This is a genomic window from Microcoleus sp. PH2017_09_SFU_O_A (assembly GCF_020738625.1).
Lineage (GTDB): Bacteria > Cyanobacteriota > Cyanobacteriia > Cyanobacteriales > Microcoleaceae > Microcoleus.
On the sequence record NZ_JAEQCF010000059.1, the window covers coordinates 13,938 to 40,207 of the forward strand.

At 45.1% G+C, this 26,270-nt stretch carries 29 protein-coding genes; 15 read left to right on the top strand and 14 right to left on the bottom strand.

The window, feature by feature from the left end; translation table 11 throughout:
* Positions 1-204: 204 nt before the first annotated feature.
* Entirely contained in the window at positions 205-723 is a 519-nt protein-coding gene (locus JGK16_RS21430) for an isoprenylcysteine carboxylmethyltransferase family protein (protein WP_293176081.1), read from the top strand.
* On the opposite strand, the gene JGK16_RS21435 is transcribed toward JGK16_RS21430, so the two are convergent.
* Positions 703-2,028 (bottom strand): NB-ARC domain-containing protein, encoded by a 1,326-nt coding sequence (locus JGK16_RS21435; protein ID WP_293176080.1) that lies wholly within the window; start codon positions 2,026-2,028, stop codon positions 703-705. The genes JGK16_RS21430 and JGK16_RS21435 overlap by 21 nt on opposite strands.
* Before the next feature lie 371 nt (positions 2,029-2,399).
* Between JGK16_RS21435 and JGK16_RS21440 the strand changes: the two genes are divergently transcribed.
* Positions 2,400-3,767: a glycoside hydrolase family protein gene (locus tag JGK16_RS21440; protein ID WP_293176078.1), complete on the top strand. Its 1,368-nt coding sequence runs from the start codon at positions 2,400-2,402 to the stop codon at positions 3,765-3,767.
* Between the two features lie 30 nt (positions 3,768-3,797).
* Positions 3,798-4,061, top strand: a complete 264-nt coding sequence (locus JGK16_RS21445; RefSeq protein ID WP_293192433.1) for a hypothetical protein — start codon at positions 3,798-3,800, stop codon at positions 4,059-4,061.
* Between the two features lie 231 nt (positions 4,062-4,292).
* Here JGK16_RS21445 and JGK16_RS21450 read toward each other — a convergent pair whose 3' ends face one another.
* Positions 4,293-4,895, bottom strand: a complete 603-nt coding sequence (locus tag JGK16_RS21450; protein WP_293192431.1) for a pentapeptide repeat-containing protein — start codon at positions 4,893-4,895, stop codon at positions 4,293-4,295.
* Between the two features lie 107 nt (positions 4,896-5,002).
* Between JGK16_RS21450 and JGK16_RS21455 the strand changes: the two genes are divergently transcribed.
* From JGK16_RS21455 to JGK16_RS21485, 7 genes are all read left to right on the top strand, one after another.
* Positions 5,003-6,439 (top strand): hypothetical protein, encoded by a 1,437-nt coding sequence (locus JGK16_RS21455; protein WP_293192429.1) that lies wholly within the window; start codon positions 5,003-5,005, stop codon positions 6,437-6,439.
* Positions 6,440-6,446: 7 nt separating this feature from the next.
* Entirely contained in the window at positions 6,447-6,665 is a 219-nt protein-coding gene (locus JGK16_RS21460) for a hypothetical protein (protein ID WP_293203394.1), read from the top strand.
* Between the two features lie 488 nt (positions 6,666-7,153).
* A complete protein-coding gene (locus JGK16_RS21465; protein ID WP_293176070.1) occupies positions 7,154-8,737 on the top strand; it encodes a chloride channel protein in 1,584 nt (527 codons plus the stop codon).
* Between the two features lie 62 nt (positions 8,738-8,799).
* On the top strand, positions 8,800-9,696 hold the full coding sequence (locus JGK16_RS21470; protein WP_293192427.1) for an Rpn family recombination-promoting nuclease/putative transposase: 897 nt from the start codon (positions 8,800-8,802) through the stop codon (positions 9,694-9,696).
* Between the two features lie 54 nt (positions 9,697-9,750).
* A complete protein-coding gene (locus JGK16_RS21475) occupies positions 9,751-10,623 on the top strand; it encodes an Rpn family recombination-promoting nuclease/putative transposase (RefSeq protein WP_293192425.1) in 873 nt (290 codons plus the stop codon).
* 483 nt (positions 10,624-11,106) lie between these two features.
* Entirely contained in the window at positions 11,107-11,586 is a 480-nt protein-coding gene (locus JGK16_RS21480; RefSeq protein ID WP_293176066.1) for a J domain-containing protein, read from the top strand.
* 98 nt (positions 11,587-11,684) lie between these two features.
* Positions 11,685-11,957, top strand: a complete 273-nt coding sequence (locus tag JGK16_RS21485) for a DUF3143 domain-containing protein (RefSeq protein ID WP_293176326.1) — start codon at positions 11,685-11,687, stop codon at positions 11,955-11,957.
* Between the two features lie 217 nt (positions 11,958-12,174).
* On the opposite strand, the gene JGK16_RS21490 is transcribed toward JGK16_RS21485, so the two are convergent.
* From JGK16_RS21490 to lysA, 3 genes are all read right to left on the bottom strand, one after another.
* Positions 12,175-12,921: an isoprenyl transferase gene (locus tag JGK16_RS21490; protein ID WP_293176064.1), complete on the bottom strand. Its 747-nt coding sequence runs from the start codon at positions 12,919-12,921 to the stop codon at positions 12,175-12,177.
* A gap of 20 nt (positions 12,922-12,941) precedes the next feature.
* Positions 12,942-13,835 carry a diadenylate cyclase CdaA gene (gene cdaA / locus JGK16_RS21495; RefSeq protein ID WP_293176062.1) on the bottom strand — a complete coding sequence of 298 codons (894 nt, stop codon included), beginning with the start codon at positions 13,833-13,835 and terminating at the stop codon, positions 12,942-12,944.
* Positions 13,836-14,011: 176 nt separating this feature from the next.
* A complete protein-coding gene (gene lysA, locus JGK16_RS21500; protein WP_293192422.1) occupies positions 14,012-15,436 on the bottom strand; it encodes a diaminopimelate decarboxylase in 1,425 nt (474 codons plus the stop codon).
* A 111-nt stretch (positions 15,437-15,547) separates the two neighbouring features.
* Here lysA and rimI point away from each other — a divergent pair, with 111 nt between their 5' ends.
* Positions 15,548-16,201, top strand: coding sequence for a ribosomal protein S18-alanine N-acetyltransferase (gene rimI / locus JGK16_RS21505; RefSeq protein ID WP_293176058.1), 654 nt, complete (start codon positions 15,548-15,550; stop codon positions 16,199-16,201).
* A gap of 239 nt (positions 16,202-16,440) precedes the next feature.
* Here the strand turns inward: rimI and JGK16_RS21510 are convergent, their stop codons facing one another.
* The 4 genes from JGK16_RS21510 to JGK16_RS21525 all read right to left on the bottom strand — a co-directional run bounded on the left by JGK16_RS21510 (position 16,441) and on the right by JGK16_RS21525 (position 20,062).
* Positions 16,441-16,686, bottom strand: coding sequence for a hypothetical protein (locus tag JGK16_RS21510; RefSeq protein ID WP_293176056.1), 246 nt, complete (start codon positions 16,684-16,686; stop codon positions 16,441-16,443).
* 94 nt (positions 16,687-16,780) lie between these two features.
* Positions 16,781-17,788, bottom strand: a complete 1,008-nt coding sequence (locus JGK16_RS21515; protein ID WP_293203395.1) for a hypothetical protein — start codon at positions 17,786-17,788, stop codon at positions 16,781-16,783.
* Between the two features lie 1,230 nt (positions 17,789-19,018).
* Entirely contained in the window at positions 19,019-19,588 is a 570-nt protein-coding gene (locus JGK16_RS21520) for a PIN domain-containing protein (RefSeq protein ID WP_293192416.1), read from the bottom strand.
* 3 nt (positions 19,589-19,591) lie between these two features.
* On the bottom strand, positions 19,592-20,062 hold the full coding sequence (locus tag JGK16_RS21525) for a helix-turn-helix domain-containing protein (protein WP_293192414.1): 471 nt from the start codon (positions 20,060-20,062) through the stop codon (positions 19,592-19,594).
* A 90-nt stretch (positions 20,063-20,152) separates the two neighbouring features.
* Here JGK16_RS21525 and JGK16_RS21530 point away from each other — a divergent pair, with 90 nt between their 5' ends.
* Positions 20,153-20,776, top strand: a complete 624-nt coding sequence (locus tag JGK16_RS21530) for a hypothetical protein (RefSeq protein WP_293176048.1) — start codon at positions 20,153-20,155, stop codon at positions 20,774-20,776.
* A 77-nt stretch (positions 20,777-20,853) separates the two neighbouring features.
* Here JGK16_RS21530 and JGK16_RS21535 read toward each other — a convergent pair whose 3' ends face one another.
* The 5 genes from JGK16_RS21535 to JGK16_RS21555 all read right to left on the bottom strand — a co-directional run bounded on the left by JGK16_RS21535 (position 20,854) and on the right by JGK16_RS21555 (position 23,664).
* Positions 20,854-21,435, bottom strand: coding sequence for an NAD(P)H-dependent oxidoreductase (locus JGK16_RS21535; protein ID WP_293176046.1), 582 nt, complete (start codon positions 21,433-21,435; stop codon positions 20,854-20,856).
* Positions 21,436-21,472: 37 nt separating this feature from the next.
* Entirely contained in the window at positions 21,473-22,354 is an 882-nt protein-coding gene (locus JGK16_RS21540) for a ChaN family lipoprotein (protein WP_293192411.1), read from the bottom strand.
* A gap of 82 nt (positions 22,355-22,436) precedes the next feature.
* Positions 22,437-22,574, bottom strand: a complete 138-nt coding sequence (locus JGK16_RS21545; protein ID WP_293176042.1) for a hypothetical protein — start codon at positions 22,572-22,574, stop codon at positions 22,437-22,439.
* Positions 22,575-22,930: 356 nt separating this feature from the next.
* Positions 22,931-23,293 carry a cupin domain-containing protein gene (locus tag JGK16_RS21550; protein ID WP_293176040.1) on the bottom strand — a complete coding sequence of 121 codons (363 nt, stop codon included), beginning with the start codon at positions 23,291-23,293 and terminating at the stop codon, positions 22,931-22,933.
* Positions 23,294-23,388: 95 nt separating this feature from the next.
* Positions 23,389-23,664: a hypothetical protein gene (locus JGK16_RS21555; protein WP_293176038.1), complete on the bottom strand. Its 276-nt coding sequence runs from the start codon at positions 23,662-23,664 to the stop codon at positions 23,389-23,391.
* A gap of 159 nt (positions 23,665-23,823) precedes the next feature.
* Between JGK16_RS21555 and JGK16_RS21560 the strand changes: the two genes are divergently transcribed.
* From JGK16_RS21560 to JGK16_RS21570, 3 genes are all read left to right on the top strand, one after another.
* Entirely contained in the window at positions 23,824-24,462 is a 639-nt protein-coding gene (locus tag JGK16_RS21560; protein WP_293152832.1) for a peroxiredoxin, read from the top strand.
* A 129-nt stretch (positions 24,463-24,591) separates the two neighbouring features.
* Entirely contained in the window at positions 24,592-25,176 is a 585-nt protein-coding gene (locus JGK16_RS21565; protein WP_293176036.1) for a Uma2 family endonuclease, read from the top strand.
* 63 nt (positions 25,177-25,239) lie between these two features.
* Positions 25,240-26,214 carry a cysteine synthase A gene (locus JGK16_RS21570; protein ID WP_293176034.1) on the top strand — a complete coding sequence of 325 codons (975 nt, stop codon included), beginning with the start codon at positions 25,240-25,242 and terminating at the stop codon, positions 26,212-26,214.
* Positions 26,215-26,270 lie beyond the last annotated feature (56 nt).

Consider the following 26,270-nt stretch of genomic DNA (forward strand, 5'->3'; position numbering starts at 1 on the left):
TAGTTGCGCTTGAGCGCTCTATCCGAGGTACGTAGTTGCGCTTGAGCGCTCTATCCGAGGTATGTAGTTGCGCTTGAGCGCTTTATCCGAGGTACGTAGTTGCGCTTTAGCGCTCTTTAAACGCGATCGCACAACTACAAACAATCTACCAGATGCGCCCAAAAATGTCAGTTCCACAATCCCTAGCCGAACTTTCCTCTTCCTATGAAAAAACTATTAACTGACTGGGGTTTCACGCGCCAAGGCTGGAGCAACAACAGCCGGGGCGAATATTTAGTTTTTCTGCAATTAGTATTACTTGCAGCATTTACAATCTTACCAGTTTATCAACTACCCGGATTCAAAATTCAATCAACTCAATTAATTTATCTTACCTGGTTTTTAGCAAGTATTCTCAGCTCTATCGGATTAACTTTCATCATCAAAGGACTGATAGATTTGGGGAAAAACCTCACACCTTTACCCTATCCCAGAGAAGACGGAGAATTAGTCCAAACAGGCATTTACGGAATAGTGCGGCATCCCTTGTACAGCGGCGGCATCTTCGCAGCCCTCGGCTGGACAATCTTTCAATTCAGTTTATCTCATTTAATAGCGACTGCAATTTTACTAATATTTTTTGACATCAAATCCAGACGCGAAGAAACTTGGTTGAGCGATAAATATCCCGACTATTCAGAATACCGCCAGCGAGTAAAAAAACTAATTCCGGGCATTTATTAAAAGTTCGATATTGCTCGAACGACAGTTTCGTTCGAGCAATCGTTCTCTGACATACTCGGCGATCGCAGGTTGTAGCATTAAACTGGTGGATGCGGTATAATTAAGCGATCGCTCATCGAAAATCAGCGATCGCTCGGCCAGCGCCTCCAATGCTTCCATCAGTTGCCGTCCCGAAACTTCGGGCAAAATTTCAGCTTTTAGCTTCGCAGGAGTCGCTGCTTCTTGGTTAATGGCTAACCAGTACATGATTTGTTGTTGCAGGGGAGACAGGCGATCGAATTGGCGATCGAGCAAATCCCACAAATCGCTAAAAACAGTATTTCCTTGCACTAAAAATGCGTGAATGTCACCACCAAAAAGTGTTTGAATAGTCGTTGCAGCAAGTTTCAGGGCGAGGGGATTGCCACCAAAATAATTTACAATATCTCGACATTGCAATAGCGTTACCTTTAATCCTTTATCAGCGAGGATTTGCTGGCATACAGGTGGCGAAAGGCCGAAGAGTTTGAGCGATCGCACGGGCAAATTTTCACCCGATCGCACAGCAAACCCGCCGGGTTGTTCTCGTCCGGTTAAAATCAGACAACTTTGGTGTGGTTCGTCAGCAATGCGGGCAAATAACTGTCGGTAATCTTCATAACCTTGTTGATATTGTCCGCTGCGATTTCCTGCTTGCAAAATCGACTCCAGATTGTCGAAAATTAACAAACAGCGTTTTTGCCGCAACTGTTCCATGAGAGCATGAATAGAGTGATTGGTTTCGGCTGATGAATTAGTTAAAATTGGTAAAATATCGCTGAGGATAGCATCTAATGTCGGTGCTTGCTGCAAACTCCGCCAGATCGCGAATTCAAATTTAGATTGAATTTGCTGGGCGAGTTTGACAGACAGAGAAGTTTTGCCGATACCGCCAATTCCAAAAATACCGATCGCACGGGTAGAATCGCCGCTAATCCAAGTTTCTAATGTTTCTAATTCCTGCAAGCGGTTGTAAAAATAGGAAACATCGATCGCTTCTCCCCAATCTTGGATGCCCGCACTGCTCTGCTGGTAGTGGCGCAAGACTGCTTGCAGATTTTGTTTTGAGACTTTTTCGCCGATAATTTGAGAGAGATTTCGCCACAAATGCGAACCGACTTGTTTGATATAGTCGTGTTCGTAAAGTAGGCGATCGGCTATCTCTTGATAAGAGTGTCCTTCCCAAGTTTCCAGAAAGACGTGGGATTGAATGTCAGTGAGTTTTTGCTGTTTGTTTGCGGATTGTAACAGATGGTCGATTAGGGCGATCGCCTCTTGTGCTGTCATAGTTTGTTATTTTGAACTATTTACTATATTCACCGAATATTCTGAGTGGGGGTTCTTTTTCAGGATAGAAAACAAATTTACTTAATTAACCGCAAGGTAGTCCCTTTTATACTCGGCGGTTGAAACCGCGTCTATACGAACGAAGTCCGCCTGCGCGGACTGAGAAATAAGAGGGGTATTGAACTCGGATTTGGGATAAGGTAAAATCTCAAATCGATCGAGTGAATTTACGTAAGTTTACAAAAGCTTGTCACTTTTTCTCACCGCCAGGGCGATTGAAGGGGTTTATTCTTTGAATTAAGTCAGAGCAAGAGTTGCTCTGACTGTCGAAATTTAAACCACATTCAATATTTTGACACTAAAGGAGAAATATGAAACCTTCTAACGAATGCTTTGAACTAATCAAAAAGTGGGAAGGACTCCATAAGAAGCTTCCTGATGGACGGATTAAAGCATACCGAGACCCTGTTGGTATTTGGACAATTGGTTATGGCTCGATCGAGCATTTGGATCGCAGCCGACCGATTTTAGAGGGTGATATTATCACCCGAGAAGCCGCAGAGCGGTGGTTGCAAATTGAGGTTGCAGAAAAAGCAGAAGATGTCGAGCGCTTGTGCCAAGTTAAACTCAAACCATGTATGTTTGATGCCTTGGTTTCTTTCACTTATAACATCGGCATTGGCGCATTCGGCGAGTCAACTCTGTTGCGAGAATTAAACAAAGGCAATTATCAAGGAGCAGCAAGGGAATTCGATCGTTGGGTACATGGTGAAGATAATGGCACAAGAAGATCGCTCCCAGGATTGGTCGATCGTCGAAACGACGAAGAAGCTTTATTTCGGCGCGATGGTTTTTCAGATATAGATGTAGCAATAGGCTTTGTCATAAAGCCTAAAGATTTGGCTCAACCGCCGAAGGGAGATTTTCCCTATAAACCTGCTCCCATACCATTACCGTTCACTCGTACCCTTCAGAAACGACATATTGGAGAAGACTGTTACATACTTAATTGCGCTCTAGCAGGACTCAAATTTCTTCGTTTAGGTTCTCAGCCTAACGAATTTACTGACATTACTGATAGCGCAGTCAAGCTTTTTCAAACCCGCGAAGCTCTTAGCCGAGTTGATGGTAAGGTAGGTCCAGAGACGCGACGGGCTATAGAGAATGCTCTCAAGCGTGCGCGTGAAGACGTATCTGTCAATTCATCTGGAATAGATGGAGGTGTATACTGCCGTCTCACACGTACACGAAGAGATGCCTACGAAGGACTTGAATGGTGCAAACTCGATTTCGTAGATCCACAAGGCAATGTAGTTGTTGATTCATTAGATGTTATTTCTGGTGAACCGGGTGCTCAGAGCTTTTTAATGTGGGACGATCCTGAAAGTCAACCAAATAATGGGGCACCTATCCCACAAGATAACTACTACATTTCGGATATCGACTGGGCTGGTGGTAAAGACAATTACAATGCTTCACACCCCATAGATGGAGATGGACTCGGGCCTGTATGGGTATATCTGGTTAAATCGCGAGAGGCTAAAGAAAGTTGTGAAACAACAGGTATTGGCTGTCGAGATGAATTCGGCTTTCATGGGGATTGGAACTGGATTCAAAGTCGTACCTGGCCAGGCAGTATAGGATGCGTGTGTCCTACTACAATTGATGATTTGAGAAAACTTGTGAAATTGCTCCGCAAGTACGATCCACGCCTGTTAGTTGTGGACTGGGGACTGTAGATATTTTTAAACATTTAGGAGGTCAATCAAATGGCACATTCTTCTATGATTGAGACTAAACCAAATTCTTCTGAACATGGAGAGGGATTGGCCGAATTTTTTCAGGAGAATAATGGACAATACTCGGCAATGCGAGCCATGAGTTTTATTGCACTGATTGCAGCGATTGTGTTTGGCGCGATCGCAATAACTACCAATAATTCTGCTGGCAAAGACATTACAACTGCTTTTTTAGCTGCTGCTTTCGCACCAAAAGCTATTCAAAGATTTGCAGAAGGTTCCCCGCCTAAGTAAAGTCGAGTTAAGGCGATCGCACTTACAACCTTCATCTCCTAACAAAATCACGGGAAATGAAGGTTGCAGGTACGCGCGAGCGAAGCTATCCCGAACGCGCGTGCGTTCCCGAAGGGTAGGGAATCGCTCTTTCCCCTGATTAATACTAATAACTGATGACAGTTGACAGTTGACTCCGAAAGCAGTCAACTGTCAACTGTCAATTGTCAATTGTCAACTATCAACTGACTTTCATTCATGCCGCGTACCATCAGGCATCACCGCCCCCTTCAAATTCGCCCCGGTCAAATTTGTCTCCAACAGCAAAGCATTCCTCAAATTAGCACCCTTCAAATTAGCACCTTCCAGATTCGCCATCCACAGATTTGCCCCCTCCAAATTCGCCCCCTCTAAGTCAGCATTAACCAGAAAAATACCTTTCATAAAAGCACCTGTTAAGTTAGCTTTTTTCAAGTTACTCTCTCCCAAATAAGCATCTTCTAAAAACGCCTTTTCTAAATTACTTACCTCCAAATTTGCCCCTACTAAATTGCTGCTTATCAGGTAAACACCAGCCAAATTTGCCTGTTTCAAGTTAGCATTTACCAAATGGACACTCCACAAATTGGCATCTTTGAGGTTAGCATTTTCTAAATTGACGCCTTCCAGAAAAACAGCACTCAAATTAGCCCCGGAAAGATTGCACCTGCGGCATTCTCTCGTTACAAGCAATTGTCGGACTTGATGCTTGACTGAGGAACCGTTGGCTGCGAAAATTATTAAACCTGTAGTTGCTAAGCCGATCGCCCAAACAGTCGCCATCCCGATCGCACTTACAATCTTTCTTTGTGTCATGCCTCGAAAATCCGGGATTAGTATAAAAATATACCTATAAATTCTAGTGTTGGCGATGGCGTTCCGCCCCGCAAGCTACGAGTTTTTTGCTGCTCTTCCCTTCCCTCATGAAAAAACAGTTAAAACTTCAATTGCTAGCGATCGCCCTTATTTCCATCATAGCAACAATCGCTGTTGGGTGCGATCGCCTGCTCAAAAAACCTTTCCAACTCCCCCCATCAGCCAAACAAGAACCCTGGGCAGTGCAAATAGGCCTGCGAGTCGGCCTGATCCGGGACAACATCCCAACAGTCAACCGCATTGTTTTAGTCCCCGACGAAGCCACATTCTTAGCCGCAATCCAAAAGTGGAATTTCAAAGGACACTGGCCGATTCTCATCGAAGATCAAAAATATGCACCGATGTTTTTGCAGCGCTTCCAACCCGAAGAAATTGTCCGTTTACCCAGCATCAAACAGGAGATCCCAAAAGGTCAAAAACTCCAACAATTAATGCTGAAGGCAACAGCAGCAGCCTGGAATGCCACGGATACTCAAACCTTAAAAGCAAAATGGAGAGAACTCGGCTGGGAACCGCCAGGAGTAGTCATCACATCTGAAAATGACCCCGCACGTTTAGCAGCAGTGGCCTTAGCAGCGGCCCGCGGCCAACCCTTAGTATTTGTCGAAGGCAACTTCGGAAAACCCAACGATAATCTTAATACTGCCCAGTGGAAAACTCTGCAAACAGCAGTTACCAAAGCTGTCGAATCTACCGGATATTTTTACTCGCAACTCGGAGATGCGATCGACACAATCACGATTGTACGCCAACTAGCAGTAAAATATCAATCCCCCCAAAAGCAAGACGAACAATGGGCTGTTACCGACGGTTTGGGGCGACATCCCAACGGTGAACGCTGGGCCGCGGCTGGCTGGATTTACGGTTCCCAAGTGCGATCGATCTATCAAGCCATGTGCGCCATATTTCTCGACAGCGAAACAGCTATGCTGTATGACAGTTACCCAAAAGAAGGAAATTGGGGAAAATATGAAATGGAGTCAGTAGCTAGCGGACTAAAAAGCATAGGTTTGAATGTCGAATTAGTGCAAAAACCCCAGTCTACTCTCCAATTGTGGCGGAGTTTAGTAGCATCCAAACCGTGGACATTTGACTTAATATTAATGAATTCCAAAGGCTATCCCAAATCATTCCAAGTCGGTAACGGCGACGCCTTGGTTGAGGATATACCAAAACTGAAATTTCCCGCAGCAATCCACATGATTCACAGTTGGTCAGCATCAGATCCAGATGATGCAAATACCGTTGCTGGCAGGTGGTTGCAAAATGGTGCTTACGCCTATGTCGGCAGCGTCAACGAACCTTTGTTATCTGCATTTATTCCACCTAAAATAATGGTCGATCGCCTAAAACGAGGGGCACCTTTTTTAATCGCAGCCCGCCAGCTAGAATCCCCGCCCTGGAAGGTGGCCACCATCGGCGATCCGCTAATGTCGATCGCCAAACCCAAACCCAGAATTCCGGCCGCGCAACAACCGATATGATATACCAGTGGACAGTTGGCAGTGGACAGTTGACAGTTGCATAGTACGGGAATCAAACCATTTATGCTTGACGGGTATCGGCTATATTCATGAGGTTATTTATGTCCTCACCGCTGTGGCAATTGCTATATTTGCGATCGAACAGCCACCATCAAACAGGTTTGTAGTGAGGACTTTAGTCCTATTCCCTGAGGACTTCAGTCCTCACTACAAAATTTCGATTTGAGATATTTTATTCGACCTAAAATCTCAAATCAGAGCATTTAGTTCCAGTGATTTTACCAGAAAGAATTGGTTGAAAGCCTCTCCGTTTTAGGGAGAAATTAAAATCAGACCATTCATTACTCCAATCCTCTTCCTTCTAGGTAGACATCGGTCTCAAACTGTCAACTGTCAACTGTCAACTGTCAACTGTTAAACAGACTGCTAGATGGCAGAGCCTCTAATGCGATCGCCAGAAACTATAAGACTGTAGATATAGTTAATTAGGATTATCGCTCAGTTTATCTAATTTTGAATGTCACTGAGCATACAATTATCAGCTAAAATTCACTCACCCTCAGAAGCGGTCATTCCATCCCAGCCGCCAGCCCCAAAAATCTGCCATAAAATACGCCTTAATTAACTTGTCAATTCCTCTGAAATCACTCAAAATGAAAATAAGAAATAAAATGTAATATTTATCTAACTTCTCACAGAAGAATGAACCGCTAAATGAAAGCCACCCATCCTGTGGAGCTGCTGCCGCCCGGCTCAACCGCAGAAACTCCGCATTCCTCCCGCCTCAGCCCGCTGTTCAGCCGCCTGCATCCGAACCCAGAAACCCTCCTGCTCGTCCTCTCCCTAGTGATCGGGGGAGTTACTGGCGCAGGCGTCGTCACATTTCACTACCTGATCCACTTGATCCACAGCCTGATGCTGGAAGACTTTATGGGGGCGATCGCCTCTTCGGGATCTTGGACTCTAGCGTGCATTCCCACCCTCGGCGGAGTCATCATCGGGCTGATGCGCTGGCGGTTTCGCGATTTTGGCCCCAATATGTCATCCTTAATTGCCGCCACCCGTGGGCTACAAGAACTCTCCCCCCTCAAACCCATCACCAAAATGGTGGCGGCCTCAGTATCCCTGGGCACCGGCGCCTCCCTCGGCCCGGAAGCCCCCAGCGTGGAAATCGGCGCCAACTTCGGAATGCTGCTAGCTCAAATCTTGCAGCTTTCCCCAGAACGGCAGCGCTTGCTCCTCGGCGCGGGAGCAGCAGCAGGCTTATCCGCCGGGTTTAACTCTCCCATCGCCGGAGTCTTTTTTGCCTTAGAAGTCGTACTCGGTAGCACCTTCGCCACTTCGTCAGTCAGCGTTGTCTTGCTCTCCGCCGTAGTTTCGGCGCTGATCGCTCAAATTTGTTTGGGAGCTCAGCCGGCCTTTGCTTTGCCAATCTACGATGTCCGCAGTCCTCTAGAACTGCCTCTTTACATGGGATTGGGACTTTTGGCAAGCTGTGTGTCCTTAGCTTATACAGAAGCAATTCAATTGGCCGATCGCTGTTTTCAAGGAAAAACCCGAGGATTTGCTTGGCTGGGACGACTGCCCCGGCCGCTTCATCCCGTCATCGGCGGTGCGATCGTCGGTTTAGTCGCCCTGCAATTGCCTCAAATTTTGGGTGTGGGCTACGAAACAGTCCAAGCAATGCTCCAAGATGTCAAATTTTCCTTGTCTTTGCTGCTGTTGCTGCTATTCGTCAAACTGGCGGTGACAGCTATCAGCCTCGGTAGCGGTTTAGTGGGTGGTATCTTCGCCCCGGCGATGTTTTTGGGAGCTTCGTTGGGTTCGGCTTATGGCATCTTTTTGGAAATGATCCCGGCATTGAGCGATCGAGTCGCAGGCCCTGCCGCCTACGCAATGGTGGGCATGGCCGCCGTCCTCGCAGGTAGCGCTAGAGCACCGCTGACAGCCATTCTATTGATGTTTGAATTAACCCGCGATTATCGGATTGTATTGCCTTTGATGGCCGCAGTGGGATTGAGTGTTTGGTTGGTGGAGTTTGTGAATCGTCGATCGACAGCCCACAGCCTCAACCTCCAACAAATGGGCGTAGATGTTGCTGTCAACGAGCCGATCAAAGCCAGGGAACAGTTGCAGGATTGGGAAGATGTTTTGGGCGATCGGATCGTCACAGAATTGATTTCTTGCCAACTGCCGATCGATGACGAACACAGGGACGATGAGCCCGTGCTGGCGATCGGCAACTCACATTTGCCAGAAAATGTCAAGCCATTACCTGAAACAAAATCTGCCGTTTGACCGCTCTCAAATCCTGTTGCTTCGCCACCAAACCGATAACCTTAAAACTAAATCTGACTACTATGATATTTATCAACCCGAAAACCGATTACGCCTTCAAAAAAATCTTCGGTTCCTCACAAAGCAAAGAGATTCTAATTAGCTTTCTCAACGCCTTAATTTATGAAGGAAATTCCACCATCGAAGACTTAGAAATTATTAACCCGAATCTGCCTCCCAAACTAGAAGGCTTAAAAGATAGTTATCTCGATGTGAAAGCCAAACTCAGCGACGGCACTTTAGTAATCATTGAAATGCAAGTGCTCAACGTCCAGTCTTTTGGCAAGCGGGTTTTTTACAATGCAGCTAAAACCTATGCTTTTCAATTGGAAGCAGCCCAAGGCTATCGACTATTGAAGCCAGTAATTGCTTTGACAATTACTGACTTTGAGATGTTTCCTGAGAATGCAGAATTTATTTCGAGATTTGTGTTAAAAGAAGTCAATAAAAACTTTACATATCCCGAAAATGAGCTAGATTTAGTATTTGTAGAATTGCCGAAATTTATCAAAGGAGAGGAGGAACTTGAAACTTTAGCAGATAAATGGATTTATTTCATGAAAAATGCGAGAAGTCTGACATCAGTCCCAGAAACAATGGATAGTATACCAGAAATACATGAAGCTTTTAACATTGCGAATCAAGCCAAGTTGAGCCGAGAGGAAGTGGCAGATTTAGACAAAAGAGAACAGTTTATTTATGACCAACAGGGAGCAATTATTAAGTCGCTTAACGAAGGCATAAAACAAGGCATAAAACAAGGCATAGAACAAGGCATAGAACAAGGCATAGAACAAGGAAAGCGAGAAGAAAAGCTGGCGATCGCCCGACAATTACTTTCACAGCTAGATAATGACAAAATCAGCCAAGTTACAGGGCTTACCGTTGAGGACGTGCAAAATTTGCGGGGCGATTCCTAAATATTCCAACAAACTACGCCTCACTGATTGAATCACTACTACAAAATTAAAGCCATGATATTTATCAACCCAAAAACCAAATACGCCTTCAAAAAAATCTTTGGCTCCTCAGAAAGCAAAGAGATTCTAATTAGCTTTCTTAACGCCTTAATTTATGAAGGAAATTCCACCATCGAAGACTTAGAAATAATCAACCCAAATCTGCCGAGGCAACTTGCAGATTTAAAAGATACTTACCTCGATGTCACAGCCAAACTAGACGATGGTACCTTAGTCATTATTGAAATTCTAGTTCTCAACGTTCAATATTCTGGCAATCGGGTATTGTACAATGCAGCCACAACCTACGCATTTCAATTGCAAAGAGGAGAAGGCTATCGAATGCTCAAGCCATTAATAGCTTTAACCATTACAGATTTTGAAATGTTTCGCAACAGCCCTAACTTAATTTCGAGATTTGTGTATAAAGAAGTTGAAAGCAATTTAAACTATCCCGAAGATGCCATGAATTTAGTGTTTATAGAATTACCTAAATTCCATAAAGAAGCAAGTCAACTAGAAACTTTGACAGATAAATGGATATATTTCATGAAATATGCCAGAATGCTCTCAGAAGTTCCCGAAACAATCGATAGCGTACCGGAAATCCACAAAGCATTCGATCTTGCCAATCAAGCCCGGTTAAGTCGGGAAGAAGTAGAAGTTTACGAACGCAAGGAACAGTTTATTCACGACCAACAGGGAGCAATTATTAAAGCTGTTGAAGAAGCAAGACAGGCAGGAATACAGGCAGCAAGAGAACAAAGAAAACGAGAAGAAACGCTAGCGATCGCCCAACAATTACTCTCACAGCTAGATAATGGCGCAATCGCCCAAGTTACCGGGATTAGCGTTGAGGATGTGCAGAATTTGCGGGTAGATTCATAGTTTAAATTAATTAGGCACAGGGAGTGGATTTGTAATGTCACTAGACTATCCTGAATATGAAGAACTACGCAAGCAAAGTTGGTTCTTGGGATTGCTTTGGCGTATAGGTGACTTGGGATACTATCTTGGGCTATTTGGCGCATTAGGATCGCCATTAATGATGATTTACAGTCAACTCACGCGAAAAGGTCATTTGCCCTGGCATACAGCCTTATTGGGTGGATTTCTGTGTACAGCATTCTGCGTTTGCATCTTTTTGGCTTCCGCACAGCTTAAAAGTTTTGCGTTCAAAAGAGGAGACGCTTTAAAGAATAAACGTTATCGATAAAGCGGACGGCACGAATATCTTGGTGCTGGGTTTGAGGTTACTTGCCACGATTTATCGCCCGCACTCAACCCATCGCTCTGGCAAACACTGGCGCTACACTCAACTCTGGGGTAAAATAATCAAATATTATCAACAATCGGCAGAGAGGGGCTTCGGTGGCAGGAAACGAGGCAACTGCGAAAAACAAAAGTCAGAAAAAACCCGGAAAAACCCCCTTGGGTTCCAGTCATTACGGCTTGTTAGGGCTGCATCCTTCAGCCTCCGCGATCGAAATTCGGCGATCGTACCGGGAACTGAGCAAACTCTACCATCCCGATACTACCGACTTGCCACCCGCAGTCGCCACCGCCAAATTTCAACAGCTCAATAACGCCTACGCCACCCTCAGCAACCCAGAACGCCGCCTCGCCTACGACCTCAAAATAGGTTATTCTCGCCTGAATGTGATTCAGTCGCCCCCGGGCTTCAACACTCCGGTTTCGGGATCGAGTAAAAAAACTTCTAACTCGGCTTACCTAGATCCCACGGATCGCCCTCTGTCCCCCGGCGAAATATTCGCTCTATTTATCATGGGGGCTACTTTAGTCGGATGCTTGGTACTGGCGATCGCGATCGGCTTAATTCGTGGCAATTGACAACTAAAAGTTCTAAATTAAAGATTAACTACAGTTTTCCCAATTCCCAATTCCCAATTCCCAATTCCCCATTCCCCATTCCCCATTCCCAATTGCTCATGACTCTTCCTTCCGCTGACACTCCTTTGTACAGCCATCCACTCCCAGAAATCGAACAGTGGCTAAAAAGCCGCGGCTGCGAGCAAGATCGGCGAGAACTCCACTGCTGGCAGATCGATCGACCAACCTGGAAAGCAGAACTCTCCCTCGATATCGATCAACTCACTATCCGCTATATTGACGCCGGAGCCGACGGCCAAGACATTCAGCGAGCCTTCAAATACTCGCTCTCGCGTCACGACATTGAAGATGCCGTTTTCTCAGGCCCCTAATTTGATTTTAGATTGGCGATTTTAGATTTTAGATTGAGGAATATACTTCAGAATCAATACCTAATTGGCAACTGAAAAATTAATCTAAAATCTAAAATCCAAAATCCAAAATCGTTTTTAGATTTTAGATTGAGGAATATACTTCAGAATCAATACCTAATTGGCAACTGAAAAATTAATCTAAAATCCAAAATCCAAAATCCAAAATCCAAAATCGTTACACTTTGCCAAATCGGCGGCTGCGCTGCTGATAATCAGACAAAGCGCGGTGAAACTCCGATCGATCGAAATCCGGCCACAGCGTCTCAGTAATGTAAATTTCCGAATAAGCCATTTGCCACAGCAGAAAATTGCTCAGCCGCATTTCCCCGCTCGTCCGAATCAGCAAATCCGGATCGCAAACATCAGCAGTATACAAATAGCGTTTAAATAAAACCTCATCAATCTCCTCTGGCTGCAACTTGCCCTCTTGTACCTGAGTGGCGATCGCCCGACAAGCCTGTACAATCTCCTGGCGGCCACCGTAATTCGTCGCCACCCGAAACAAAATCCCCCGATTGTGCTGAGTAGCCGTCACAGAGCGCTCGATTTCCGCCTGCAAAGACTTCGGCAAAGCCTGCAAATTCCCCATAAATTGAATTTGCACGTCCTCGTCCACCATCTCGCGCAATTCTTGCCGCAGCTTGCCCTCAAACAAACTCATCAAAAAATCCACCTCCCCGGCCGGCCGGCCCCAATTCTCCGTCGAAAAAGCATAGGCTGTTAAAGCTGGAATTCCCCAATCTTTGCAGCAGCGCAGCAGTTCTTTGAGAGCGCTAGCTCCTCGGCGGTGCCCCGCAATCCGTGGCAACCCCTTATTCTTAGCCCAGCGCCCGTTTCCGTCCATAATCACTGCTATGTGCTTAGGCAGTAGTTCTTGTTGTAGATCCGCAGGCAACTTTTCCAAGCAAATTCCTTGACTCATGGTTTCTCCCGATTACCCGACTAACGGCGCAGTATCCGTTTTAACAGTGTCACTCCCTTCAATCCTATCTGCCGTCCGAGATTGCCGATCGGAATTGGAGTCACCACTCTTTCTCCTTCCGACGGAAACAGCTTTGCTTCTAGCAATTCCTTAAGTTTGCTGCTAGTCAAAGGTCGATTTAAAGTTCCCATCTGCGCCAGAGAAATCGAACCGGTTTCCTCCGACACCACGACGCACACGCAAGCTTGCACCCGTTCCGTAATCCCCATCGCCGCCCGGTGGCGGGTTCCCAACTGCCGCGAGGCGCTGCGATCGGACAAAGGCAAAATTACCCCAGCCGACACGATCCGCGAAGCCCGAATCAAAACAGCCCCATCATGCAGCAAAGTTTGCGGTTGAAAGATAGTCTGCAACAATTCCTTAGAGACTTCCGCATTTAGCTTCACTCCCGGAACTGAAAAATCCCGATCGTCGATCGGAGAATCTGTTTCTACAATTAATAAAGCGCCCGTGCGGTTTTGCGAAAGTTCTTTTACTGCGTCCACAATTTCATCTATTACGCTGTCGGGTTCGGGAGTTGGTCGGCGATCGCGTCCAAATAATTGTATAATTTCCCCCCGACCCAATTGTTCCAGAAATCGGCGAAACTCCGACTGTAATATTACCGCCATTGCCACAGCAGAACCCGTTACCAAGCTGTTGAGCGCCACGTGCAACAGCCTCAATCCAGCCCAGTTACTCACCGCCGCCGCCAGCATCAAAATAATAAATCCCCTTACCATCCAAAGCGTCCGGCGCTCCCCGACAATGACGAGCACCAAATACGCAAGGGCAAATACCAGTCCAATATCGATCGCCTGAATCAATAAGGACTGAATGAGGCCAAAGTCATAGCCAGATTGTTGATTGTTCATGGTTCATCGAACCTTACCGCCTGTGAACCGCGAACTATGATGCACTCGAACCCGTGAACCATGAACAGTTGTTATTCCAATCGCGTGACTGAACAAGCCAAAAGTAAAAAGTTTAAAAACAATCATCAAGAAATCCCAATGAATCATCTTACTTTTTACTTTTTATGTTTTACTTCTTACTTTTTAGTTCCGAGTCTTTCAGGAAGGCGATCGAACCTCAGCAAATCCTCGTCAGTTTCCCGCTCTACGATCGTGTCAACTTTCCCATCTTTCACCAAAACCGCCGCCGGTCTGGGGACTCGGTTGTAGTTAGAAGCCATGCTGTAATTGTATGCCCCTGTAGCCGTAACGACGAGAATATCTCCCGACTGACACTCTGGCAACTTAGCATCTTTAATCAGAATATCGCCTGATTCGCAGTGTTTGCCAGCAACTGTCACTGTTTCCGTTAACTCAGCAGACATTTTGTTGGCTGCGAGGACTCGATAAACTGATTGGTAGGTAATTGGACGGGGATTGTCCGACATACCGCCATCTACCGATAAATACGTCCGGATTCCTGGAATGACTTTTTTAGCGCCCACCGTATAAGCGGTGACGCAGGCTGAACCCACGAGCGATCGACCCGGTTCGCAAAGCAATTTCGGTAATGGCAACTTCTCATTATTGTTGCAAGCTGCTACCATTGCGTCGCAGACTGTCTTAGCCCAATCATCTATGCTTGGAGGATCGTCGGATTCAGTATAGCGAATACCCAACCCACCGCCAATATTAATTTCTGTCGGCTTCAACCCGTGCCCAATTGCTGCTTTGAAAGCCTTAACGATCACATCTGCTAAATCGTGGTGGGGTTTCACTTCAAAAATCTGAGAGCCAATGTGAGCGTGTAATCCGACGCAGGATAAAGACGGCTGCTTGCTGAGGTAAATGAAAACATCCTTGAGGGAGTTGGGATCGAATCCAAATTTACTGTCGATTTGACCAGTTTTAATGTAGTCGTGAGTGTGACACTCAATTCCAGGCGTAAACCTGACCATAACTCGTATCCGCTCACCGGCTTTGTGACTGACACCCAATTTTGCCAACTCTGCGAGATTGTCTAAATCCCACAAATTATCTGCAATGATTGTGCAGCCACTGGTGACAGCTAGTTCGATTTCCTCGCGGGATTTGTTATTCCCGTGAAAGTAAATTTTTTCTGGATTCACGCCAGCTTTTAGTGCTGTCTTAATTTCTCCGGCAGATACCACATCTATGCCTAAGCCCTCGGAAGCCGCGATCGCGCAAACAGCCAAACAACTCCAAGCCTTAGAAGCATAGATCACTTGAGATTCGCCCGGATAGTACCGCTTAAAAGCCTCTCGGTACTGGCGGCTGGTCGCCCGCAGCGTTTCTTCATCTAAGATGTACAGTGGCGAGCCAAATTTCTCTACCAAGTCTGTTACGTCGCAGCCTCCTATTTCCAAATGATTCTTACTGTTGACGCTGGCTGTCAGCGGTAAAAGCTCTTGATTGGGCGATCGACTTTCCCTGGGTTCTTGAGACTTAGACAGATACTGAAGTCCAGATTCCACTTTTTCGATAGATTGAGTTAATACCATCGCGCAATAACTATCCTTACTGTGTTCTCCAGTGTACAATTGACGGCAAGCAATTGGGTCATCAGCGCCCAGATTGATGCTTTTGAGTAATTATTAAATCTAAAATCCCCTGTGCCTTTTCTCGGAATCAAACATCTCGCCGCCGAACACCTCAACAGTGCAGTAGAGCTCGATCGCCTCTGTTTTGGCGGACTTTGGACGATCGAAGGCTACAGGCGCGAGTTAGACAGTCCTAATAGCGATTTACTGGGTTTGTGGACATGGGAAACTGAGGGTTCTGAATCAGCTCACAACCAGGCGGGTACGCACCATCCACCGCTCCTACAGATTCGGGCCCGCACGCACCATCCACCGCCCCTACAAGTTCCCCCAATGCTCATCGGTATCGGTTGTCTGTGGGTAATTTTAGAAGAAGCTCACATTACCATTTTGGCGATCGATCCGCGCTTTCAAGGTCAGGGTTTGGGACAAGCTCTGCTTTGGACTTTGCTAAAATCGGCACACCGCAGACAGTTAGAAAGGGCAACTTTAGAAGTGCGAGCCTCTAATTTAGTCGCACTGTCTCTGTACCACAAATTTGGCTTTAAGGAAGCAGGACGGCGAAAGCGATACTACGCAGACACAGGAGAAGATGCTGCTATCCTGTGGCGCAGCGACATTGAAAAACCCGAATTTCAGCAATATTTGGCGAATCAAAAAGTGAAAATTTGCGATCGGCTCCAGCAGAAAAACTGGCAGGGGTCGATCGATAGTTTTGAATTGTGAGCGAACATCTAGTGTATCTGATGAGCGCTCAATTCAAAATAAGTGATTGAACGCTCAAAAGATGATCTGTTGCTGTGATATAGCCTTTCTCACATTGATTCGCGGACGAATCTTGATCTGAAAAGGTTGGTGGTGTAAGGGTTGTAGCATAACTTAGCATACATCATCTTTCGCTTGAAAGGCTATAGTTTCAGTTCAATTGTCATCTTCATCTCCCAAAAGACAGCAAGCTAACAGCATTACTCTTGCATACCTGCATACAGTAGTCGTACAAATAAGCGGACACCATCATCATTCTTCAAAGTTGCATATGATGGAGCTTCGCTGTTACCGATCGCACGCAAATCTGACAGCAATTCTGGATGGAACTGGCAAGTAAAAGAACGTCGAATTTTTTTGGCTTCAAAGTCTTTGTAGTTAATGCACGTAGCCGAACATTCTGTAACTATTTCGCCATTAGCTGCTGTCGAACAAAGAATTTCCACAGAATCAGGCAGTTGTATCAGCCATGACAGAGGACTTCCAGCTATCAAATGCCGATAAGGAATAAGGGCGTCATGAATACTTCGGTAAGCCCAGTTAGGAATAGAAATTAAATAACTTAAGCAAATTTGTGGGATGGGCGTCCCGCCCGTGCAGAAAGGACGGGCGGGACGCCCATCCCACAACAATCATCGAGTTGACTTCATCTGAGTGAAACATCGAAATTGATACTTCATGCTCGTATTGAATCGTCGTGTCAATGACACCTTCATGTGCATCTGCTGTTACAGAGTGGGCATGGATGAGTTCCCAAGGAATATCTAAGGCATCGCCGTCTGGAGACTGATAGGGTAACAACACGCGATCGCCAACTTCCTTCGATTCATTGCGCGTCACCGCAAAATGCCGATCGTTCCAGCCCTGGGCAACAACCCGCCCATCACGTTTTTTAACTTGAAGAGTCTTACCTATTGCTTCGATGCGCCCTGCAACCTCTTGCAACGATCTCAGAGCAATACCTGAGCGATCGCCATTCAAAGATGTCATCCCCAGGACTTCTTTGACTGCACGACGAATCAGTCCTATGTTACCTTCAGCAGCCAGTTGGTGGCCTACACAGATGAATATTGCCGGGGCACTCGTGGGCGATCGCGAAATCAGCAATTTTTCCACTAATGCAAACATATCCTCTCGCGGACAGGCTGGACTTGTCCAAGTCGATTCATCGTATGTCGATGGATCGCCTCCTTCCACTACTACGGCATAACCGCAGGTAATTGCCGGAACAATTATTTCTGGATCGATGATTCCCGTTGACCAAACTGGCAATAATACTGAGTCGATATCGGCAACTTTTTGAGCAATGTAGGCAACGTTTTTGGAAGCCCGAACATCTTCTCCGAGAGTGTTAACGCCTACGTGTTCCCACGGTTCAATAATGGTTATACAGTTCCGCAACAAATTAGGATTTTTGAGCAGAAACTCCACATCTTCCCGTGAATTTATGACTTTTTCTAGAGGCTGGGCGTGTCCCCATTCAAAAATGCCATCTTCAGCAAATAATTCTTTTTCTCCCGGTGGATTTAGAGAATTTCTATCTGCCAAGAAATACCCTAACAAAATATGTGCTGATTCAAAATCTAACCTACCTTCATGCAAGTAACCAGGAGTTAATCGCCAGTCCGCTATGGTGGTTTTATTTTTGCTAATTTTGACAGATTCTATTATGTTGATTTACCTCTGGTATTTGTTCATTAAACTGAAAATACATCGTCCATAATACCAATTTTACATGAAGTTGCATAGAATGAAGATACAATATTAAAAGGCATCCGATCTGATGGCACGTCAACTAATTTTGGCGATCGCCAAAAATACAGGCTCTATATTTCGATGTTTCATAGATCGTCGGAGCGATTGATAGAATCAGATCTAGTTGCTTTTTAGCCCCTGCAACCCGCCGCCCAGTATACCCGATGCTCGCCCAACTGACAATATAACCGAAGCCCGAAATGGAACTATTTCAGGAGAGGGGCTTGTGACCTTAGAAATTAACGAATCTCCTCCTACTCCCGTACCGGAGAACTCCTCCCCCTTCGCCTCATTTTTGACCTTTTTGGGATTGGGAGCAGTCCACTTGTGGAGAAAGTCGAGAAAGGGAAACAAATAATAACCTTTACCAACCTAACTTTAAGCGGGGCGTAAATAGAATTACTTAGACTTTTAAAATATTGAGTTATTTGGGCAAAGAAATCTAGTAAATTTACGGGTTTACAATACCGCGAGCAAGCTTGAATTTGTATCTCAAGATGTTGTTTTCGTTAATTGCTGCTACAAACGAAAAAAAACTCACTGTTGCGGGAGAAGCCTTTCAAATCAGGAATATCTTAATGAACATAAAATATGGACTGACCGCTATCCTGGAACATATTAGACCTGTTGCAAAAAAAATCACGGAGTTACAATTAAAGGCTTTGAGTTTTAGACCTGAGAGCTAACTCATAATTTTAAAGTGCCGATCTAACCTGCAATCTGCTCCACTTAAGCCAAACCCTTCATTATAGCATAAAATTATTTTGCAATCTTGTCTAATATTAAATAAAACTGCATGGCAGGTGTGACGGAGGAGTCTCCCACGCCTGCCATACTGTTTGTGACAAGTATAACCGACCGATGACCGATGGTTAAATTATGCTTGTTCTAGCCTATGTGTGCCAATGTGCGATCGGGTGGTTTTCTTTTAGGTCGATCGGGTGATGCGGTACTGGTACAATTGGTGGTATGCTTCCTAGCCGCTATTATCTCTGTTAAATAAATTTTTAGTAGGCGATCGGGCTAATCAGCATAACACAATTCTCGCATCCGAGTTGCTGACAGCGGCAGTCCCAATTCTACCAGCGTTTGCAAATACTCGTCAGGCGTTTTTGGCGGATTTTTGAGCCTGATTCTTTGCTTTTCTGCCGCTTTGCATACTGTTTGCCAGTTGAGGTCAAGCAAGTGTAAAATAAAATCATCTGGATGCTGCGCTAAAATGTCGTAAGGCGCAAGAACTTCTTCGGGAAAATCTCGGAGATTGAAAGTAATAATAAACTTAGAACGAGAGTGAATTGCCGCAGCGAGGACATGGCGATCGCCCGGATCGGGAAGTTTTAATTCTTGTATAATTGCCTCATAGTCTTGTACCAAACAATTTTCAACATTTGCATTCATCAAGTTTTTGGTTCGGTAAACTTGTTCAAATTTTAGATCGGGACGGTTTATAAGTAAATTTCTCATCCACTCCTCGTGAATTTCTTCAGTCCAACGTGCCTCAATTATGTCGGTAGTTGCCAACTCTACAAACAAGTCACGAAGAGATGCCGAATACAAAACATTAGCATCGTAAATAACAGTTAAAGTTGCCATATTTTAATGGTACAAACCGAGTGCTTCTGATTCAGCTACAAGCATATCCATAATTTTACTGCTTTCTTTGTAACTTTGTTTTTTATAGTCCATTAAATCTTCGTAACGTATCCGGCGACTGTTCCTGACTGTCTTGTAAGGGATTTTTCCAGCATCCAGCAACTCCCGCATATATTTATCCGAAACTCCCAGAATGTCGGCTGCTTGATAAATATGAAGTTCTTTAGTAATTGGAGTTAGCTTGACAGTATTGCCGCTACTTGTTTGTTGCAAAATCGCTAACAGCAGTGGCAACGCGGCGGCAGGTATGTCAATTGTTTTGCCCTCTTTTTCATCTAATATCAATTTCAGGGATTCGCCAGACGGATGATTTTCTAAGTGCGATTCTAAGGCGCGGCTGCTGGTTTTGGCAACCGCTGCTTCTGCGGCTGTTGGCAAAACAGGTGCTGAATTTGGATCTCCGGTGAATGTCATGTTAATTTGGGGGTGAGGATAACAGGCAATCAACTATGATTGTAGCAATTTGAGAATGCGATCGCCAAAATCGAGCAATGAGGTCAACCTGTGGCATACAGCGATTTTACAACTTTAGCGAAAGTTAGAGAATCTTTTAATTTAACCGTAGAAGAACCTTTAGATTTGTTTGGCGATATCCCGGAGGTACAGCCAAGTTCCTATTTGCAAACTACTTTAACTGAAAACCTGTCCTTAGCTACGGCAATTAATACCGAAAAGGCTCGCGCTGAGTTAATTATTGCCCCAATATTATTGGAAGTCAGGCGGCAATTTGATTTTCAAGTTGGTTTTTTCTCGGGTTCAGAATTCAATGTAGATTTAGAAGCAGGTTTGAACGGCTATTGCGATTATATTCTCACTGCATCAAAGGATTCCTATGAAATTCGCGCCCCCGTCATTACTCTCACAGAGGCTAAGAATGAAAGTATTAAATCTGGTTTGGGTCAGTGTATTGCAGAAATGGTAGCCGCCCAATTATTTAATCAGCGCAGCGGAGAGCAAATTGCCAGTATTTATGGGGCTGTGACTACAGGTACTGATTGGAAGTTTCTTAAGTTGAATGGCAGTACAATTTATATTGACAAGCGAGACTTTTTTGTTAATGAAATTAGTCGGATATTGGGAATTTTAATGATGCCATTTCAAGGGTTTTATTCTATGAATCTCACTTGATGCAGCCAGCAAAATCACAGATACTGAGATTGGGACACAACATTGTTGCGTCCCTACTGCAAAATTAATTAATCACCTCACGCGATTAATTTCGACAGCACATTAGACAACTTAGCGCCGAGATTCTCCACAGACTCCTGCTGTTTGGGATCTTTCATCGTACCATCAGCATTAAATGCTTGAAAAGCTTGGGGAATGGCTTTCTGATCCGGGAGTACGAACACGTTAATATTACCTAGGATCGATCGCAAATGCACCAATCCCCGCATACCGCCAAATCCGCCAGGGGAAGCGCTCATAATTACCGCTACTTTGTCAGTAAATGCCACCAATCCTGGTTCTCCCGGGGCTGGGCGCGATACCCAGTCGATCGCATTTTTCAACAAAGCCGTAACCGAACTGTTATACTCCGGGGAAGCTATCAAAAACCCGTGATGTGCTACCATCAATTCCTTCAACTTCCGGGCATTTTCTGGTATTCCTTCTTTTGCTTCCAAATCTTCATCAAATAGTGGCATCGGCAAATCCCGCAAATCTACATAAGTAACTTCTGCGCCCGCCGCCCTAGCCCCAGCAGCCGCAACTTTTACCAGCAGTTTGTTGTAGGACGCTTCCCGGGTACTTCCGGCAAATGCAAGTATTTTTGGTGTGTTTGTCATTGACTGTTCCCGATTATTGCTTGCGAGTAAAATTGTACTATTCCAAGTGCTTCCAAACAAAGTCAGCCATGGGTTTGCTTGCAGACAAAGGAGTATCTGTAGCTGAACTGAATAAAACCGATCGCATTTTTACATTTCCGACTCCCAAGCGCCTCTCGACGCGGCTGGGAATTCCGTAACCGAACATAATATGTCCTTTCCCCGCCAACACCACAACTTGATAATCCGGGTTAGCTTTGACAAATTCAGCGATTTTTTCCGCCATAGTTTCATCCCACAAAACTTGAGCTTGCAAAAATCTTTCAAAGGCCGTACTATTTCCCTGTGCAGCCTTTTGGTGCTGTTGGAAAACTTCGAGCAGCATTTGCCTGTATTCGGCGTTGTCGGTGCGAATTTCGGAAATTGGCGGAATATATTTTTTGTCCTCTGCTGTGAGGCTTTCTAAGCCTTGAGAGGCAACTTTTCTCGTTACTTCCGATGGTGTATTTAAGGCTAGGACTGGCAATTTGTTTTCTTTGGCAAACCGCAAAAATGGGGCGTAATATTCCCAGGGAAAACGCCATCTGCGATCGTACTCTGTTTGCTCGACTAATTGCTCTTCTGTCAGTTTACCAGCTAAGTAGTTGTCGATCGCACTTTGGAACGGACGCTGAAACATCTCCATCGCGATCGCAATTTTACGATTTTGCCGCTGCATTTCTCGAACAATCGCCCGTTGAGCTTGGTGGTCGGCAACGCTATCGTGGGTTTCTCCCAGATACACGACTTTCGCCTTCACCAACTGTTGCAGAATCTCTTGGTTAGTGTAAGTCTGCTGCGGTTGAGGCTTCGCAATCGGTTCCGCTGTCACGATACTGCTACACAGCAGGAAAATGCTCAGCGATAAAGCGCACAGTTTGATGAGTTTGGTTTTTTTCATACAAATATTATCTCTGTTTCTCGTAGTAGCAGCCATAGCCGAACTGTACTATTTTAGCCGCCCATTCAGAAAGCTCGATGCTTCATTTAACTTCATAATTCCTCCTCAATATCTCTACCCATAGAAGATTGTCTTCCGTCTTCCCTCTTCCGTCTTCCTTCTCCCCGACATCCGTTACATCCCGTACATTGCTCGTTGCCGAACTTCCGTCTTCCTTCATCTGTAAAGTTTAGTTGCAGGTGCTTGCACTTCTAGAAAAAGGTGGTAGATTAATAACATGAAGCAAACAAAAAGCTTTTCCGACAGATGCAACATCTAGATATCACAGCGAAGTTCAAAATAGAATCAAAGGAGTAAAACGCTGTTTAATCTCACATCTGTCTCATCAAAAATCAATAACAGCACCCACCAACAAAGCTGATACTTCCTCAACTAATTAGAGGGGAGCAATGCAAGTGAATCCTAGGATTTTTGCAACTCCGCATCGAAGTTGCAAAAAGAGGAAATCACTCGGTACATATGGCTGGGTGCTGTTATTGTTAAAGCTATTATTGTTAAAACAGATTTTTCGACACCTTACTGAAAAATTGTCTCGTCTTCCTTTCGCCACGCCGGATCGACGATACAAATAAATATTAGCGGTTCTGTGCCGCAATTGTAAATAAACTGTTTGGCGTTTGGCGGAATGTAAATCGCATCTCCGACTTCCACCAATTGAGTGTCATCGTCGATGTGCATCTCCCCAACGCCACTGATGATGTAGTAAACTTCAGAAGTGGTCAGGGAGTGCAGCGCGGAAGTTTCTCCCGGTGGCAAGGTGGCGTGGGCTAAACTGTAACGCAACTCGACAGCTTGTTTGTCTGGATGCAGCAATTCTCGCAGTTGAGTACCGTCACCCGCTATAAACTCGTCGCAACCGTTTAGCTTTTGAACTATCATTCTTTATACACTCCTGAAAATCTCTCGATCGCAACTTAAGTTTAATCGAAATAGCGAGAAATGTTAAGAAATATGTCAAGCGACGGCTGATTTTTTTAACCGTAAGTTCCCGAATGCGATCGATAATCACAACAGTCGATCGCATCTTCAGATAGAGCTATTGTAGGTTGAACGGGACACTTGAGGTGGTAGTCGCCAGTGAAAAACACGCAGTTAGCACAAGGAATTTGGTGCATCCGCTGAGCTCTGTGCATTGAGTCGCCGACAGCACGCCCGACACTCGAACACACCAAAAAAACTAAACCCCAGGCACAGACACAACACACGGGAACTAAAACAGGCTGTATTGTCTTCAGCAAAAAGTACAGCATAGCAACAAAATTTAGGGTAAAACTCTCATATATATTACAGTAATGGTATTGGTCGGCGATCGACCAAAAAGTTTAAAATCATTTACAGTGCGATCGAGAAACCGGGCACTTATGGGATGATAGAGAACCGTCGTTAAATAAAATTAGAGGAAACCAGTTATGTCACTGCGATTAGGCGATACAGTTCCCAACTTTACCCAAGCCTCGTCTGAAGGGGAAATCAACTTCTACGACTGGGCCGGCGATAGCTGGGTGGTATTGTTTTCCCACCCGAAAGACTATACTCCAGTGTGCACCACCGAACTCGGTGCAGTGGCCCGTCTCAAGTCTGAATTTGACAAGCGTGGCGTCAAAACCATTGCCCTCAGCGTCGATGATGTGGATTCTCACATGGGCTGGATTAAAGATATTGAGGAAACTCAAAAAGTTACTCTCAATTATCCAATTTTAGCAGATGGCGATCGTAAAGTTTCCGACATTTACGACATGATTCATCCTAACTCGCTGAACAACTTAACAATTCGCACAGTATTCGTGATTGACCCGGAGAAGAAATTGCGTTTGAGCATTACTTATCCAGCGAGCACTGGTCGGAATTTTGGCGAAATTTTGCGGGTAATTGATTCTCTGCAACTTACTGACAAATACAGCGTTGCGACTCCAGTTGACTGGAAAGACGGCGACGATTGCGTCATCGTACCTTCGATTACCGACCCGAAAGAGTTGGCAGAGAAATTTCCCAAAGGCTACACGCCAGTTAAGCCTTATTTGCGGATGACTCCTCAACCGAATAAATAAGTTAAATTTACCGACTGGTTCGTAGTGAGGACTAAAGTCCTCAATCCTCTTTTTTGAGGACTGAAGTCCTCACTACGAACCCAAAAATTATCCTATTGTCTGAACAATTGAAATTAGAGGAAACGCAAAATGCTGTCACCAACAATCGTGTTGCGAGTACCGCCAAAATTGCAAATGACAGAGGACGAGTTTTTCGAGTTCTGTCAAATCAATAGTGAATTACGGATTGAACGCAACAAATCGGGAGAACTGCTAATTATGCCGCCTACTGGTTCGGAGACGGGAAATCGAGAAGGCAATATATTTGGGCCGCTGTGGGTTTGGGCTGAACAAAATGGTACAGGCTTAGCATTTACTTCCAGTACAGGATTTACTTTGTCAACAGGTGCAGAAAAGTCGCCTGACGCTGCTTGGATTAAACTGGAAAGATGGAATGCTTTGTCACCCGAACAAAAGCAAAAATTTGCCCCGATTTGCCCAGATTTTGTAGTAGAACTCAGGTCTGCGTCTGACAATCTTAAGTCGCTACAAGAAAAGATGCAAGAATATATGAGGGAACCAGGAGTGCAGTTAGGCTGGCTGATTGACCGCAAAAATCGCAGAGTCTACATCTACCGTCCCAGTTTGCCAGAGGAATGCTTGGAGAATCCGGTGACAGTCAGTGGCGACCCAGTTTTGCCGGGATTTGTGCTAAATATGAGCAAAATTTGGTAAACTGCTAGCACGAAATATCAAAGTTATTGTCAGAATTATATAGTATAGAAACAATCAAAAAATATGGATATCAAAAACGGCTTTGTAGGCACAATCGGTAACACACCACTAATTCGATTAAACAGCTTCAGCGATGAAACCGGCTGCGAAATTCTCGGCAAAGCAGAGTTTCTCAATCCCGGCGGTTCCGTCAAAGACCGGGCTGCTTTGTACATCATCAAAGACGCTGAAGAAAAAGGCTTGCTGAAACCGGGGGGAACTGTTGTTGAAGGCACTGCCGGCAATACGGGCATCGGTTTAGCACACATTTGCAACGCTAAAGGTTACAAGTGTTTGATTGTGATTCCTGATACCCAATCACAAGAAAAAATCGATGCTTTGAAAACCTTGGGCGCCGAAGTTCGGACTGTTCCTGCTGTTCCTTACAAAGACCCGAATAATTATGTCAAACTGTCGGGAAGATTGGCTGCGGAAATGGAGAATGCCGTCTGGGCAAATCAGTTTGACAATTTAGCCAATCGCCAAGCTCATTTCGAGACAACCGGTCCGGAAATTTGGGAACAAACCGACGGAAAAATTGATGCTTGGGTAGCTGCGACGGGTACGGGCGGCACTTTTGCGGGTATATCAATGTTTTTGAAATTAAAAAATCCCGCGATAAAAGCTGTTTTGGCAGACCCGATGGGTAGCGGGCTTTACAGTTATTTCAAAACAGGAGAAATTAAGACTGAAGGTAGTTCGATTACTGAGGGAATTGGTACGAGTCGCGTTACTGGAAATATGGAGAATGTCTCCGTAGATGATGCTATCCAAATTGATGATGCTGAAGCTGTCCGCGTGGTTTACCAATTGCTGAGGAAAGAAGGCTTATTTATGGGGGGTTCTGTGGGGATTAATGTGGGGGCTGCTGTGGCTTTGGCTAAGCAAATGGGGCCTGGACATAGGATTGTGACGGTACTCTGCGACGGTGGAGCTCGGTATCAGTCGCGTTTGTTCGATCGCCAATGGTTGGCATCAAAAGGTTTATCATCAGATTAGTAGCCGCGTTGCACACGTGTATCGAGATGGTCTGGAGTAGTGCAATAATCCCGAAA